General features: G+C 43.6%; 14 protein-coding genes and 4 tRNA genes. 4 read left to right on the top strand and 14 right to left on the bottom strand.

Going from position 1 to position 14519, the window contains the following annotated elements; all coding sequences use genetic code 11:
- Positions 1-133 precede the first annotated feature (133 nt).
- Positions 134-206: transfer RNA gene (locus tag QK890_RS08565), tRNA-Gly, on the top strand.
- A gap of 14 nt (positions 207-220) precedes the next feature.
- Positions 221-304, top strand: a tRNA-Leu gene (locus tag QK890_RS08560).
- A gap of 83 nt (positions 305-387) precedes the next feature.
- On the opposite strand, the gene QK890_RS08555 is transcribed toward QK890_RS08560, so the two are convergent.
- From QK890_RS08555 to gadC, 13 genes are all read right to left on the bottom strand, one after another.
- The gene (locus tag QK890_RS08555; RefSeq protein ID WP_032540307.1) at positions 388-1533 is read right to left on the bottom strand and encodes a glycerate kinase; all 1146 of its coding nucleotides are present in this window, start codon (positions 1531-1533) and stop codon (positions 388-390) included.
- 126 nt (positions 1534-1659) lie between these two features.
- A complete protein-coding gene (locus tag QK890_RS08550; protein WP_005778894.1) occupies positions 1660-1860 on the bottom strand; it encodes a DUF2007-related protein in 201 nt (66 codons plus the stop codon).
- A gap of 155 nt (positions 1861-2015) precedes the next feature.
- Positions 2016-3671, bottom strand: a complete 1656-nt coding sequence (locus QK890_RS08545; protein ID WP_367627305.1) for an AMP-binding protein — start codon at positions 3669-3671, stop codon at positions 2016-2018.
- A 17-nt stretch (positions 3672-3688) separates the two neighbouring features.
- Positions 3689-4243, bottom strand: coding sequence for a helix-turn-helix domain-containing protein (locus QK890_RS08540; protein WP_005778890.1), 555 nt, complete (start codon positions 4241-4243; stop codon positions 3689-3691).
- 59 nt (positions 4244-4302) lie between these two features.
- The gene (gene proC / locus QK890_RS08535; RefSeq protein WP_005810731.1) at positions 4303-5076 is read right to left on the bottom strand and encodes a pyrroline-5-carboxylate reductase; all 774 of its coding nucleotides are present in this window, start codon (positions 5074-5076) and stop codon (positions 4303-4305) included.
- 112 nt (positions 5077-5188) lie between these two features.
- On the bottom strand, positions 5189-6313 hold the full coding sequence (locus QK890_RS08530; protein WP_005778885.1) for an aspartate aminotransferase family protein: 1125 nt from the start codon (positions 6311-6313) through the stop codon (positions 5189-5191).
- Positions 6314-6319: 6 nt separating this feature from the next.
- Positions 6320-7288, bottom strand: a complete 969-nt coding sequence (gene argC, locus QK890_RS08525) for an N-acetyl-gamma-glutamyl-phosphate reductase (protein ID WP_005778883.1) — start codon at positions 7286-7288, stop codon at positions 6320-6322.
- Entirely contained in the window at positions 7285-8490 is a 1206-nt protein-coding gene (locus QK890_RS08520) for an argininosuccinate synthase (protein ID WP_005778881.1), read from the bottom strand. The genes argC and QK890_RS08520 overlap by 4 nt, the downstream gene beginning before the upstream one ends.
- Before the next feature lie 13 nt (positions 8491-8503).
- The gene (locus QK890_RS08515; protein ID WP_005778879.1) at positions 8504-9082 is read right to left on the bottom strand and encodes a GNAT family N-acetyltransferase; all 579 of its coding nucleotides are present in this window, start codon (positions 9080-9082) and stop codon (positions 8504-8506) included.
- 33 nt (positions 9083-9115) lie between these two features.
- On the bottom strand, positions 9116-9589 hold the full coding sequence (locus QK890_RS08510; protein ID WP_005778877.1) for an arginine repressor: 474 nt from the start codon (positions 9587-9589) through the stop codon (positions 9116-9118).
- 364 nt (positions 9590-9953) lie between these two features.
- A tRNA-Pro gene (locus QK890_RS08505) sits at positions 9954-10026 on the bottom strand.
- A gap of 12 nt (positions 10027-10038) precedes the next feature.
- Positions 10039-10111: transfer RNA gene (locus tag QK890_RS08500), tRNA-Phe, on the bottom strand.
- Positions 10112-10504: 393 nt separating this feature from the next.
- On the bottom strand, positions 10505-12091 hold the full coding sequence (gadC, locus tag QK890_RS08495; RefSeq protein ID WP_022011454.1) for a putative glutamine/gamma-aminobutyrate antiporter GadC: 1587 nt from the start codon (positions 12089-12091) through the stop codon (positions 10505-10507).
- Positions 12092-12309: 218 nt separating this feature from the next.
- On the opposite strand from gadC, the gene QK890_RS08490 reads away from it, so the two are divergent.
- Positions 12310-13047: a potassium channel family protein gene (locus tag QK890_RS08490; RefSeq protein ID WP_122141462.1), complete on the top strand. Its 738-nt coding sequence runs from the start codon at positions 12310-12312 to the stop codon at positions 13045-13047.
- A 169-nt stretch (positions 13048-13216) separates the two neighbouring features.
- Complete coding sequence (locus QK890_RS08485; RefSeq protein ID WP_122141463.1) at positions 13217-13411, top strand: hypothetical protein; 195 nt, start codon at positions 13217-13219, stop codon at positions 13409-13411.
- A gap of 16 nt (positions 13412-13427) precedes the next feature.
- Here QK890_RS08485 and QK890_RS08480 read toward each other — a convergent pair whose 3' ends face one another.
- Positions 13428-14429, bottom strand: a complete 1002-nt coding sequence (locus QK890_RS08480; protein ID WP_005778865.1) for a malate dehydrogenase — start codon at positions 14427-14429, stop codon at positions 13428-13430.
- Positions 14430-14519 lie beyond the last annotated feature (90 nt).

Genomic DNA, 14519 nt, shown 5'->3' with positions numbered 1-14519 from the left:
TATGTGAAGATAACTTCTATCTTTACATAGCTTTTATGATAAAAATAGTTTTCCGTTTCTTTGAGAATTTTTTCTTTGGAAAAAGTTTGGCAGAAAGCAGGAAACTACTTATCTTTGCACCCGTTGAAAAAACGCGGAAATAGCTCAGTTGGTAGAGCATAACCTTGCCAAGGTTAGGGTCGCGAGTTCGAGTCTCGTTTTCCGCTCTCTTTGAAAGGATGCTCGAATGGTGGAATGGTAGACACGAAGGACTTAAAATCCTTTGGCCATTGCGGCTGTGCGGGTTCAAGTCCCGCTTCGAGTACTATAGTTGCATCCTAAAAAGCTCCATAAGTTCATTACTTATGGAGCTTTTACTTTATTCATGGAGATGTTATCTATATGCCGTTAGTTATGCAATAAGGATAACATTCGCATGCATTGATGGACAGTTCTCTCTATGTTGCTGCAGGTCCTTGATTTTTCCATAGCTTGCTCTTGAGAGACCGGACCTTCTACAATAGGATATACAGCCAGAAAACCTGCATTATTCAGCAATTCGGTTTCATCTACACATCCGGCAATACCAATTACAGGAATATTTTTTCGTTGGGCTGCTTTGAGAACTCCCATAGGGGCTTTTCCCATTATAGTTTGGGCATCCATTTTCCCTTCGCCTGTAATCACAAGATCGGCTCCTTGTAGTTTCTCATTAAAATGGAGAGCATCCAATACAGTGTCAATTCCCCGGGATAACCGAGCGTTGAAGAAGGCCATAAAACCGCCACCCATGCCTCCGGCTGCTCCTGCTCCGGGGATAGCATCAATATCCTTATATAGGGTTTGGGCAATCAACTGTGCAAAATGCTTCAGTCCTGTGTCTAATATGCGTATTTGTTTTGCATCGGCTCCTTTTTGGGAAGCAAAAATAAATGCGGCTCCTTGTGGTCCGGAAAATGGGTTGTTTACATCGCATGCGATGGTGAATGTACACTTTGCCAGTTTATCTTCCGGGAAATCGTTGCTATCAATCATCTCTATCTTTTGAAGTATTTCTCCTCCATACCCTAATAAATTCCCGGCTATATCCCGGAACTTCATGCCTAATGCCTGCAACATTCCCGTGCCTGCATCATTGGTGGCACTACCTCCGATTCCTATCAGAAATTTCCTGCAACCGTGTTCCAAGGCATCCTGTATTAATTCGCCTGTACCATAAGTGGTTGTTTTCATCGGATTTCTCAGATGGGGTTCAATCAATGTCAGTCCACTCGCGGCTGCCATTTCGATGACAGCAGTTTCTCCATCTCCCAAAACGCCATACCGGGCTTCTATTAACCGCATTAATGGATCGTGCACGTGACACGAATGTATCCGTCCATTTGTTGCACTGACCAGTGCTTCAATTGTTCCTTCTCCGCCGTCCGCTATAGGGAGTTTTATGATTTCGCATTTCGGAAATACTTTTCGAATACCTTTTTCACATGATACAGCTACCTCTGCGGATGACAGGGAACCCTTAAACGAGTCGGATGCAATGATTATCTTTTTCATGCTTGGAGAAAATTGTTTTTATTTAGAAGATGTGATAATAATCATAAGAAGCGTTGAAAATAAAAAGCCGGAATGTAACACGAATCATTCCGGCTTTTGTCCCTAATCAAACCTAATCTAACAAACCTATGAAGCTATTCTGTTGCTGATAACCCGCATTGCTGCAGTGTAATATTCACAGGGGACAGAAAGCAGTATGCAATCTATTCCTTTGTCCTTCATCACCACTTCGATAGATGCAGCCTTTAGAAGGGTTCTCACACTTGCCACTTCCCATGGGCTACCAGCGAATACTTCAACCTGAGAAATCTTTCTACTTACTACCATTTGCTTTTTAGTTATTAAATGAATATGTTGCAAATATAGCAGGTTGTTTTCTTTCAGAAGAGCAATTTTAGTTCATATTATAGCACTTATGTTGCAAACGTTTGCTGATTTGTTGGTTTGATCAATATTTTATGTACGAATTTTGTATAATTGGGCTATTTCTCATAATTCTTACGGATTTCCACCCGCCGGATTTTGCCACTGATAGTTTTGGGTAATTCATCTACAAATTCAATGACACGTGGATACTTATAAGGAGCCGTTACTTTTTTCACATGGTTCTGGAGTTCTTTTATCAACTCTTCACCTGCACGTTCTTTATAATCTTTTGCCAGCACAATAGTTGCTTTTACCACTTGCCCTCGAATTTCATCGGGTACACCAGTGATGGCACACTCCACTACAGCAGGGTGGGTCATCAGCGCACTTTCTACTTCAAACGGTCCGATACGGTAACCGGAGCTTTTTATTACGTCATCGGCACGCCCTACAAACCAAAGATAGCCGTCTTCATCTTTCCAGGCCACATCACCTGTATAATAGATGCCGTCATGCCATGCTTCGTGTGTACGCGCAGCGTCGCGATAATACTCTTTGAACAGTCCCAACGGTTTACCGTTAGTAGTCCGAATAACAATCTGTCCTTGTTCGCCAGCCTCTACCGAACGGCCTTCATAGTCTATCAGGTCAACATCATATTGGGGGTTAGGGACTCCCATGCTTCCCGGTTTCGGTTCCATCCAGGGGAAGGTGGCAACCGTTAGTGTTGTTTCCGTTTGGCCGAACCCTTCCATCAGTTTGATGCCTGTCAGTTTCTTAAATGTATCGAATACTGCCGGATTTAATGCTTCACCGGCAATCGTGCAATATTCCAAGGAAGAAAGATCGTATTTGGTCAGATCTTCGTGAATCAGAAAACGGAAGATTGTGGGAGGGGCACAAAGTGAAGTAACATGGTAGTTTTGTATTTTCTCCAATATGTCGGCTGGAGTAAACTTCTCGTGGTCGTAGACGAAAACATTAGCTCCGGCTATCCATTGTCCGTACAGCTTTCCCCATACAGCTTTTCCCCAACCTGTATCGGCGATGGTGAGATGAAGGCTGTTCTCTTTCAGATTGTGCCAGAAACTACCGGTGACAATATGTCCCAACGGATAGGTGAAATCATGTGCAACCATTTTGGGCTCACCGGTCGTTCCGCTGGTGAAGTACATCAAAGAGATATCATCGTTGGAGTTTGGATGTTCCGGTTTAGCGAAAGGGGCTGCATCTTTAATGCCTTGATGAAAATCTTCGAATCCTTCTGCTATTTCAGGGCCAACACTTACCAAATGTTTCACTGTAGGAGAGTCCGGCATGGCATCTATGATATGTTTAGTAATAACCTCTTCTCCGGCTGCTACGATCATCTTTATATCGGCTGCATTGCAGCGATATACGATGTCTTTCTTGGTTAGCAGGTGGGTGGCAGGGATAACAACGGCTCCCAGCTTATGCAAAGCGATGATGCTGAACCAAAATTCGTAACGTCGTTTCAATATCAGCATGACCATATCACCATGTCCGATGCCCAGACTTTGAAAGTAGGATGCTGTCTGATCTGTATATTGTTTTATATCCGCAAAAGAGAACTGGCGTTGTTCACCTTTATCATTGGTCCATAACAAAGCCGGTTTGTCTGGCTGTTCAGCAGCCCAGGCATCTACTATATCGTATCCGAAGTTGAAGTTTTCCGGAACATTTATCTTTAAGTTCTTGACAAAATCTTCCTGTGAACTGAAGGAAGTTTGCGATAAAAATCTATCTATCATTTTCTTCATTTAAATAATTACATGATTACTGCCAGAAAGCGCACTGTTTTTCCATCCAGTGCTTTCATTCCATGGGGCAGTTTTGAGTTGAAGTACAAGCTGTCTCCTTCGTTTAGTATCAGGTCTTTTCCATCTATGCTGATCATCATGCGACCTTCAAGTACCAAGTTGAACTCCTGGCCGCCATGGCTATTATAGTGTATCGGTTCGTTGTCCGGTTTTGGTTCGACAGTTACGATAAACGGGTCGGCGTTTCGGTTCATAAAGCCCGCCGCTAATGATTGGTATTTATACGCCTTTGTACGTTCTATACTGGTTCCTTTACCTGCACGTGTCAGGAAATAGCTGCTCATCTTAGGCTCTTCTCCGAACATCAGAGCATCAAGAGCTATGCCGTATTTACGTGCGATTTTTTGCAGCATACTTACTGAGATGTCGTAATCTCCGGTTTCTGCAAGACGATATTCTTCCGCTGAAATCTCACAATCACGGGCGATGTCTTCAGCTGTCAGTTCAAGTACGTCACGTAGTCCACGCAGACGTTCTGCTATTTGTTTAATTTGGTCGTCCATATAAATTTAGTGTTTAGTGATTAATGTTTTTGTTTTTTGTGATTAAAATTAGATAATCACTATCTTGATGCTTTCATTGCTTTAATAATGGCAGAGGTAAATCCATTATGCTCTAACTCATTGATACCTTTGATTGTAATTCCACCGGGAGTAGTCACTTTGTCAATCTCTACACTCGGATGGGTATCGTTGTTCAGTATCAGTTCGGCAGCCCCTTTTACGGATTGCGCAATCATGTCCATGGCATCCGACGGGCGGATTCCCATTTCAATACCTGCTTGCATAGCAGCCTGAATATATTTCAGTACATAAGCAATGCCACAAGAGGTTAGAGCAGTAGCTGCTTCCAGCTTGTCCTCAGGCAAAATCATAGCCATCCCCATCTCACTGAAGAGGTTGACCATCAGTGTTTCCAGATCGTGTCCGGCATTTCGTGAAGCTATCAGTGTCATACTTTGTAGTTCGCTGATAGCTGTATTGGGGACAATACGGAACATGGGCATCTCTGGTTCAACGACATCATGCGCCAATTGTTCGAAGCTGATTCCGGCTGCAACGGAAACCAGAATCTGTTTGCTTTTTAGTTTCATTTCGCGGAGCACACTTCTGATTAGCCAGGGTTTCACGGTCAAAATCACAATATCAGCACCGATAGCAGCTTCTGCATTATTGCGAGTGGTAGTGATAGAAGGGAATTCTTTTTTCAACGCTTCCAGTTTTCCGGCACTGGGGTTGGACACTATAATATCGGAAGCCGAGATCAGCTTGCCTTTTGCCAGTCCGCAGGCAATGGAGCCTCCCATATTTCCTGCACCAATGATAGCTACTTTCATATTTTATAATTATTTAGTCTGTTTCTGACAAAGGTATAAGTAAAAAGTGAAAATACGAGCAAACGTGGCAGGTATTTTCACTTTTTCACTTTCCTTATAAGGATGCTGATTATTAACCGAGTACTTTTCTTAGCCGGACAAGGAATTCATCGGCTTCTGCCTTGCTGAGGCAGAGAGGAGGTAGCAAACGGATTACATTCGTACCACTGGCACCGGTAAATACTTTTTGTTCGTGAATCAGGCGGTTGCGGATTTCCTTTACCGGTTGGTCGAACTCCATTCCGATCATAAGTCCGCATCCGCGAACTTCTTTGATTTCTCTGAATTTTTTCAATTCTTCTAACAGATAGGTACCGATGTCGGCTGCATTTTCTACCAACTTTTCCTGTTCAATGACATCCATCACCGCCAGTGCAGCGGAGCAAGCCAGATGATTGCCACCAAAAGTAGTCCCGAGCATGCCATATACCGGTGTGAATATCGGGCTGATCAGTACTCCTGCCATGGGAAATCCGTTTCCAATACCTTTGGCAACAGTGATTATGTCAGGTTTGATTCCGGCATACTGGTGGGCAAAGAATTTGCCACTACGTCCGTAACCGCTTTGTATCTCGTCTAAGATCAGGATTGTGCCGTTGTCAGTGCAGGCTTTACGAAGTTCCTGCAGGAATTCGGTTGTTGGTATTTTGATACCGCCTACTCCTTGTATGCCTTCAATAATGACAGCACAAACATCTCCTTTTGCCAGTTCGGCTTTCATCGCCTCCGTATCGTTTAGCGGAAGGTAGGTTATATGCCCGTTGGCATTGATCGGAGCTATAATTTTAGGATTATCTGTAGCTTCTACCGCCAGCGAAGTACGCCCGTGAAAAGCTTTGCCGAAAGATATTACTTTGGTCCGTCCGTTATGGAACGAGGCCAATTTCAGTGCATTTTCATTTGCTTCGGCACCACTGTTGATCAGGAATAGGGAGTAATCTTCATATCCGGATAGTTTTCCAAGACGTTCGGCTACCTGTTGCTGTAACTTGTTGATTACAGAATTTGAATAGAAGCCCAGTGTTGCCACTTGCTTGCTAATCATGTCAACATAATGCGGGTGGGCATGTCCGATCGAGATGACAGCATGTCCTCCGTAGAGATCCAGATATTCCGTGCCGTTTTCATCCCAAACGTGACAACCTTTTCCTTTTACTATGTTTATATCAAAAAGGGGATATACGTCAAATAGGTTCATTGCTTTTTAGAATGCAGAGGGTTTAAGGCGCAGGCCTACCGTCTCCTCCAGATTAAACATCAGGTTCATGTTATGGACTGCCTGCCCGGATGCACCTTTCAACAGATTGTCAATACAAGAAATGATCAATAGTTTATCACCGTGTTTTTCCAGGTGAATCAGACATTTATTGGTATTTACTACCTGTTTCAGGTCTATGTTTTTGTCTACGATGTGTACAAACGAGTCTTTGGAATAATATTCCTCATACATGCGTACAATTTCCTCTAATGCTACCTTTGTTTTTACGACTAAAGTAGCAAAAATACCGCGGGGAAAATCACCCCGGTAAGGGATGAAGTCAATTTCTGAATCAAAACTATTCTGTAATTGTTTCAGTGATTGCCTGATTTCGGGAACGTGTTGGTGTTCAAAAGCTTTGTACACGCTCATATTATTGTTTCGCCAACTGAAATGACTGGTGGCTCCAGGTTTTACTCCTGCTCCTGTGCTTCCTGTAATAGCGTTTACCATTACATCTCCGTTTAGCATCAGATGTTTTGCCAATGGAAGTAATCCTAATTGGATACAAGTAGCAAAGCATCCCGGATTGGCTACATGTTTTGCTGTGCAGGTTGCACGGCGATTTAATTCCGGCAGGCCATAAATAAAGTCATGATCCGGTGAAGCAATGCGGTAGTCCATTGATAAATCAATGATTTTCAGATCCTCCGGAATGTTGTGACTTTCTATAAATTTCTTTGTATCTCCATGGGCGGTACAGAAGAAAAGCACATCGATGTCTTCTAACGGGAGTTCGTCGGTAAAGACCAGATCGCACTCTCCGTAAAGTCCTTCGTGCACATCGGTAATTTTGTTTCCGGCATTACTGGTACTGTTAACGAATATGATTTCGGTTTCGGGATGGTTGATAAGCAGGCGGATAAGTTCGCCTGCCGTGTATCCTGCTCCGCCAATTATTCCTGCTTTTATCATACTTCTTCGTCTTTATGGTTAGCATAGTAAACACGTAGCGGGGTAGAAGTTACTTTGATGAAGCCTTTAGCGTCTTCGGCTGTCCAACCCTTTTGCATTTCTCCATATTCACCAAATTTGGTTTTTACCAGATCGTCTTGTGACTCTACACCAACGGTGGAGAATGATAAGGGGCGGAGTTCAAGGATTGCAGTACCGTTTACATTGCGCTGAGATTCCTGTAGCATTGCTTCAATATCACGCATTACCGGTTCCAGATACTGGCTTTCGTGAAGGAACATGCCATACCAGTTGGCTACTTGGTCTTTCCAATATTGTTGCCATTTGCTCAGCGTATATTTTTCGAGGAACCGGTGTGCGCCGATGATAAGCATCGGGGCAGCTGCTTCAAATCCAACACGTCCCTTAATACCGATGATGGTATCTCCTACGTGCATATCACGACCAATACCGTAAGCTGCACCTATTTCTTCCACCTTCTGGATGGCTGCAATCTTGTCTTCAAAGACTTCACCGTTTACAGCATGAAGCTCACCGTTTTTAAATTCAAGGCGCAGTAGTTCGCTACCTTCTTTGGTGACTTGTTTCAGATAAGCTGTTTCGGGCAATCCCTGTGCGCTGTCCAGAATTTCTCCTCCGCAGATGGAAGTACCCCATAATCCGACGTTATAAGAGTATTTCAGCTTCGTAAAGTCGGCTTCGAAACCATTTTTGTTCAGGTAATCGATTTCCTCCTGACGACTTAGGGCCATATCACGAGTCAGCGTAATGATTTCTACACCCGGAGTCATGACAAGGAAAGTCATGTCAAAGCGAATCTGGTCGTTTCCTGCTCCGGTAGAACCATGTGCAATGGCTTCTGCACCAATCTCCTTGGCATAACGTGCAATGGCCAGTGCCTGGAAGATGCGTTCGGAGCTAACAGAAATCGGGTAAGTGCCATTACGCAGTACGTTGCCGAATATCATGTATTTCAAACTCTTTTCGTAGTATTCCTGAGTGACATCGAGGGTGACATATTTCACAGCACCCAGTTTGTAGGCATTCTCTTCGTTCTGCTTCAGTTGTTCTTCGCTGAAACCGCCTGTATTGGCGCATGCAGCGTACACTTCATATCCTTTTTCCTTAGCCAGGTACATTACAGTGAACGAGGTATCGAGACCTCCGCTGAATGCAACCACTACTTTCTTTTTCTGTTCCATAGTGCTGTATTTTTTAAATGTTATTTCTTTCTTGTTCCTTTTTAATGTTATGCGGATCTGCCGGATCATATAGCATGGCGGTGCAAATACAGAATTTACGATTCTTTGCCACCAGGATTTCATGGTTAGTGCAACCTTCACATCCTTTCCAGAAAGCTTCGTCATCGGTCAGTTCATTAAATGTGACCGGTACATATCCCAGTTCCGTGTTCATTTTCATCACGGCCGCACCACTGGTCAAACTGAATATTTTAGCTCTCGGCCATCGTAAACGAGCCAACTGAAAAGAGGCCTGTTTGATACGTTTGGCCAATCCTAATCCCCGGAAGTCGGGATGTACAATCAATCCCGATGTAGCAACGTATTGTTTGTTTCCCCATGATTCAATATAAGTAAATCCGGCAAACACATCTCCACTGAGGGCTATGATTGCTTTTCCTTCTTTCATTTTGGTGGCTACGTACTCATGTGTACGTTCTGCTATTCCGGTTCCGCGTACTTTTGCTGCGTTTCTGATTGTCTCCAAAATAGTGTCAACGTAAACCTCATGCGAGGCGTCGGCTACCATAACATCTATTTGTTGAGTGTCCATTTTTGATTTAGTGTAGAGTATAATTGTTGTTAGTTAGTTGATATTCGGAATAATGAGAGACAAGAAACTTCGTACGGCAGTGGGAGTCACTCCTTCGCGCAGCACCAGCATGATGGTATCGTCTCCGGCAATCGTTCCCAGAATGGTATCCGACTCACGGTTATCAATGTCATAAGCCATGCTGCTCGCGTATCCGGGGCGGGTTTTGATTACTGCAATATTTCCGGAGAACTGAAGGGAGATGAATCCGTTATTCATTAACATTTCACTGGCACTTTGGTCGCCAACCCGTTTGTACATGATGTCATTGGGCAATACATATACATATTTGCCATTCATGCTGGCAGCTTTGGCTACTTTCAGTTGTTTCAGGTCACGTGAAAGAGTGGCTTGTGTCAGTTCGAATCCTTCCTGTCCTAATTCTTGCAAGAGTTCTTCTTGTGAACCTACTTCTTTACTGGAGATAATCATTTTTATGGCATCTAACCGGTTTGCTTTCTTCTTCATCTTGTATAATTATTCTAAGAATGGCGCAAAAGTATGCAATAATTTGGAAATAGTATGCATAAAAGGCTGTTTTTTCACTCTTTTTATACATAAACATAGCATATGTTGTGGAAATATGCAGAAATAGTAGCATGAATATATCTATGCTTGAATGGTTATGTAGTTTTTATGAATTGCTGAATTCTGATTAGAAGTGATATATAAATAAGGTGAAGATATATTTCTATGGAATCAGAACTGATTGGGAGGTGGATAGTTGTATGGAAAGGAAGATTAGGAAAACTGTTGTTTTTAATATAATTCAATTATTCCTCTAAAAAAAACAGACAAGCCGCTCAATTTGAACGGCTTGTCTATGCGAATGTCGGAATGAGGCGACTCGAACGCCCGACCCCTACGTCCCGAACGTAGTGCGCTACCAACTGCGCTACATTCCGCTATCTGCAAAGTGGTGCCACCAGGAATCGAACCGGGGACACAAGGATTTTCAGTCCTTTGCTCTACCAACTGAGCTATGGCACCTTTGTGATTGCGGGTGCAAAGATAGGTATAATTTTTAATACTGCAATAGTTTGGCAAAGAAAATATAAAATATTTGCTCAAACGAGGTGAAGAGCATCTTGCTCTTCCGGATTTTAAGATGGATATAATATACATTTCTGATGAAAATGACATTAATTGATACGTTTCTATACATAGGACAGGGCGTTAATTGGGGACATAACTTGCCATCTGTATTATTAGGAGGAAAGGTTTTTTTAAATGTAGTCATTTTTAGTAAAATAAAGGTTTACTCTTCCTTTGACATCCTGAATGGTTTCTCCAAAGAAATAAGAGGTTGTATCCGGTAGAATTTAGATTAAATCTCCGGATACAACCTCTTTCATTCAGGTAGATAGATATTTCCTTTTAACTTTACTTTTGCGGAGTGTCCTTATCAGAAGGAGCAGAACCTGCTGACGGTGCAGAAGTAGTGCTGGTGGAAGTGTTAGCACCGCTTACAGCCGGGCCGGATACTGTTGCAGTAACGGGAGCTGCTTGTGGTTTGGCTTGTGCTTCCCAGTGGAAGGGTTCAAAAGTACTGTTGGGGTCGGCCCATGATGGTTTCTTTGCTGCGTAGATGATGAACGGAGCAATGACTACAACCAGTGCGCCGATGATCAATACTGAGAACCATACAGTGTTGCTGCCGGTAGAGATCTGGCTGGGCGGAATGAAGCTGAGGATGAATGCCAGCAATGAGCCAAGGAAGCCCAGGCCGCCTACAATCCACATTAAACCATTACCCTTCTTACCGATACGGAACGGGCGGTTGGCCTTCTTCATGTTATAGCGCAGATAGATGGCGCCGGAGAACATAAGCAAGTACATCACCAGATAAAGAATAACTGTCAACTGTGACAAAATCTGATAGAAACTCTGTACGGAAGGCATAACCACAAACAAAAGGCTCAATACGGTAACAGCACCACCCTGAACGAACAGAATGTTTTTCTGTACACCCAGTTTGTTGGTCTTCTGGAAGAACGGAGGCATATAACCGGCCTTACCTACGGCAAAGATACCTTTTGACGGACCGGCAACCCATGTCAATACACCTGCCAACACACCGAATGCAAGGGCGATGGCGATGATTGGTGATAACCAGGAGGCATGGATATATCTGAAGTAATTGTCGAAACCTACAAGTAAGCTCTGTGTCAAGCTGATGTCCTTGGCCGGAATAATGATACCCAGTGAGAATGTACCCAATACGAAAATGATTACGGTGATAAATGCACCGATAAATACAGCTTTCGGATAGTTTTTTGACGGGTTTTCCATATCCTTTACATGGATACCGCCCATTTCCATACCGGCATAAAAGAGGAAGATACTGGCTGCTAACACCACGTTATCAAAGTTGGTCAGGTCGGGGAAGAAACTGCTGTGGAAGTCGAGGTTGGAATGACCTCCGGATGCCAGGTAGGCAATACCCAGAATAATCAGCAGGGCAGCCGGAATAATTGTTCCGACCATACCACCTACTTTAGCTACTTTACCTACCCATCCCATGCCTTTCAGTGAGATGAAGGTAGCCAGCCAGTAGATGATAAGCACAACGGCCAGTGTGTAGTATTTATTGCTGGCCAGTGTCATGTCATGTGCGTCATTTGTTCCGATGAAAGCGATGGATACGGCACCGAATGTCAATACAGTCGGATACCAGATCGTACTTTCAATCCATTGTACCCAGATGGCAAGGAATCCTAATTTTTTTCCGTATGCTTCGCCTACCCAACGGAACACACCACCTTGTTTGTCTTGGAACATGGCAGCCAATTCCGCCGCAACGAGTGATGTCGGAATAAGGAATACGATAGCTGCGAAAAGATAATAGAAGGCCGAACTCATTCCATATACGGCCTCGGCAGGAAGTCCACGTAGGGATACTACTGCCGTTACGTTCATGATCGCCAGGGTGAATACCCCCAGTTTCACTGCTTGTTTAATATTTGCCATAAGTTAAGGTTTTAAGTGAAAAATATTTTTAAGTCAGTGTCTATAACAACGTTTAACGTAAGATGTTTCAGTTTACTAACGTCAAACTTGGTTAATTAACATCGGCCAAGAGTGAGAAAACCGGTTTTTCTCCTGATCTTGATTCGATATCAAACAAATCGTGTATGACTCTTGTTCCTTTTGCATAATTAAAAATAACCCATAAAATATCAGTGCTTATGAAAATGGCTCTTTCTGATTTTTCTTTACGGAAGAAAGGGATCTACGGCATTCTGCATGTCATCATCCTGCTGCTTTCTCTTTTTCTGGTCATCAGTATTTCGATTGATACATTCAAGGGTATCCCTTTTTATACTCAGTCGGTATATATGAAAGTCCAGTTGTGGATTTGTGTCTTGTTCCTGTTCGACTTTATTCTCGAATTGTTTCTTTCGAAAAACAAATGGCACTATCTCAGTACACACTTCATTTTCCTGCTGGTGGCGATACCCTACCAGAATATTATATCGTATATGGGATGGACTTTCTCTCCCGAAGTGACTTATATGATTCGTTTCGTTCCCTTAGTACGGGGTGGGTATGCGATGGCCATTGTGGTAGGTTGGCTCACTTATAATAAGGCTTCCGGTCTGTTTGTCTCTTATTTGACTATGCTGCTTGCCACTGTCTATTTTTCCAGTCTGGCTTTCTTTGTGCTTGAGCATAAAGTCAACCCGCTGGTGACCGGTTACGGAGATGCGCTCTGGTGGGCATTTATGGATGTGACTACGGTTGGTTCCAACATCATTGCCGTCACCGTGACGGGACGTGTACTCTCGGTGCTGCTGGCTGCACTGGGTATGATGATGTTCCCGATCTTTACTGTTTATGTCACCAGTCTGATTCAGAAGAAGAATAAAGAGAAAGAAGAATATTACAAGCAGTTGGAGACGGCCGATGACAGTAAACAAAAGTAAGGCTTTTCAGCTCTCTGTCCCGCAGGGACGGGAGTTGATATAGAGAAAGGGAAATAGCTCTATCCGAAGAATGCGTCATTGGAGTGCGTACCCTATGGGAGGGCATCTGTCACGTCGAATGCCGGTTCCGTTTACATACCGGGGTAAATGCTTTTACGTACCGGGGTAAATGGCTTTACATACCGAGGTAAATGCTTTTACATGCCGGGATAAATGGTTTTACATAGAGAGTGGAAATTCAGGTAAATATAATCTGCTGGTTATCAGTGTTACTGAGGCGGTCGCCCAAGTCGATGTTTTCCGGATAAAACTAAAAATACTGCCCATCCGCATATGGCAGACAGGCAGTATTCCAACTAATTAAACTTTGTATGATGTCATCAATTTATATGCTTGTTCAGCTCGTGCCATTTATTGATTTCCGGAAGGATACCCATAGCTATCACTTCATCACGCAGTTTGCATAAGTGAGCGTAGCTCTCTTCCATTTCTTTCTGCTCTTCAGGAGTACCTTGTACTTCTTTATAGCTAACGCCTTCTTTGGTGATGGAAGTTTCCATTGCCATCAGGATGTGGTCGAACTTCTTGTCAGATACATAAGTGCCTGCCGGCCAGCGGAAAGGTTGTCCGCCCATGGCTGCCGCGATCATTTCGATAGACAGATAAGCCGGGCTTTGGAATGAAGAGCGTCCGCGCAGATCAATGATGTGTTTTCCACCTTGAATAACGCGTACTTTCAGATCTTCCCAATCCTGCATAGGCATGCGTGGAGTATCGATGATCTTGGTCAGCGCTTCACCTTGTACTTTAGTGGTAGAAGCAAATACGGCCATCTGTTCTCCGTGGCCGCCATATGTACGGCAGTTTACAATTTCGGATGCGGGGATATGGAGGTACTTCACCAGTTCGTTTTGCAGGCGGGTACTGTCCAGAGCGGCCAGTGTGGATACCTGTGACGGTTTCAAGCCGGCATAGAGCAATACAATCAGTCCGGTGATATCGGCAGGATTGAACACTACGACCACATGTTTCACATCCGGGCAATACTGGCGGATATCTTTACCAAACTGGGCTGCGATTTCTGCGTTACCTTTCAACAAGTCTTCACGGGTCATGCCTGCTTTACGGGCAGCACCACCGGATGACACAATGTACTTCGCACCTGATAAAGCTTCTTTGATATCTGAAGTGTAAGTCAGGTTTACGCCTTCGAACGCACAGTGGTACAGCTCCTCGGCTACACCTTCCAAAGCGGGTGCATAAGGATCATACAGACAAATGTTCGGAGTCAGTTTCATCATCAGGGCAGTCTGTGCCATGTTAGAGCCAATCATTCCGGCAGCTCCTACGATCGTAAGTTTTTCGTTGGTTAAGAATTCCATAATTTATATCTTTTTTAATTCGACAATTGCTTTGTTTCTTGTTTCCGGTGCAAAGATAACTCGTTTAAACGCAGGTTGTTTATCGAAAAA

It is taken from the genome of Bacteroides sp. NGMCC 1.200775 (assembly GCF_040798045.1).
Classification (GTDB): domain Bacteria; phylum Bacteroidota; class Bacteroidia; order Bacteroidales; family Bacteroidaceae; genus Bacteroides; species Bacteroides hominis.
The sequence above is the reverse complement of the archived record's forward strand: the minus strand, read 5'-3'. Positions and strand labels throughout refer to the sequence as shown.

Coding starts and splice junctions, on each gene's coding strand:
- QK890_RS08555 (WP_032540307.1), bottom strand. CDS start 1,533: ATGAAAAAGATAATCATTGCATCCGACTCGTTTAAGGGTTCCCTGTCA.
- QK890_RS08550 (WP_005778894.1), bottom strand. CDS start 1,860: ATGGTAGTAAGTAGAAAGATTTCTCAGGTTGAAGTATTCGCTGGTAGC.
- QK890_RS08545 (WP_367627305.1), bottom strand. CDS start 3,671: ATGATAGATAGATTTTTATCGCAAACTTCCTTCAGTTCACAGGAAGAT.
- QK890_RS08540 (WP_005778890.1), bottom strand. CDS start 4,243: ATGGACGACCAAATTAAACAAATAGCAGAACGTCTGCGTGGACTACGT.
- proC (WP_005810731.1), bottom strand. CDS start 5,076: ATGAAAGTAGCTATCATTGGTGCAGGAAATATGGGAGGCTCCATTGCC.
- QK890_RS08530 (WP_005778885.1), bottom strand. CDS start 6,313: ATGAACCTATTTGACGTATATCCCCTTTTTGATATAAACATAGTAAAA.
- argC (WP_005778883.1), bottom strand. CDS start 7,288: ATGATAAAAGCAGGAATAATTGGCGGAGCAGGATACACGGCAGGCGAA.
- QK890_RS08520 (WP_005778881.1), bottom strand. CDS start 8,490: ATGGAACAGAAAAAGAAAGTAGTGGTTGCATTCAGCGGAGGTCTCGAT.
- QK890_RS08515 (WP_005778879.1), bottom strand. CDS start 9,082: ATGGACACTCAACAAATAGATGTTATGGTAGCCGACGCCTCGCATGAG.
- QK890_RS08510 (WP_005778877.1), bottom strand. CDS start 9,589: ATGAAGAAGAAAGCAAACCGGTTAGATGCCATAAAAATGATTATCTCC.
- gadC (WP_022011454.1), bottom strand. CDS start 12,091: ATGGCAAATATTAAACAAGCAGTGAAACTGGGGGTATTCACCCTGGCG.
- QK890_RS08490 (WP_122141462.1), top strand. CDS start 12,310: ATGAAAATGGCTCTTTCTGATTTTTCTTTACGGAAGAAAGGGATCTAC.
- QK890_RS08485 (WP_122141463.1), top strand. CDS start 13,217: ATGGCTTTACATACCGAGGTAAATGCTTTTACATGCCGGGATAAATGG.
- QK890_RS08480 (WP_005778865.1), bottom strand. CDS start 14,429: ATGGAATTCTTAACCAACGAAAAACTTACGATCGTAGGAGCTGCCGGA.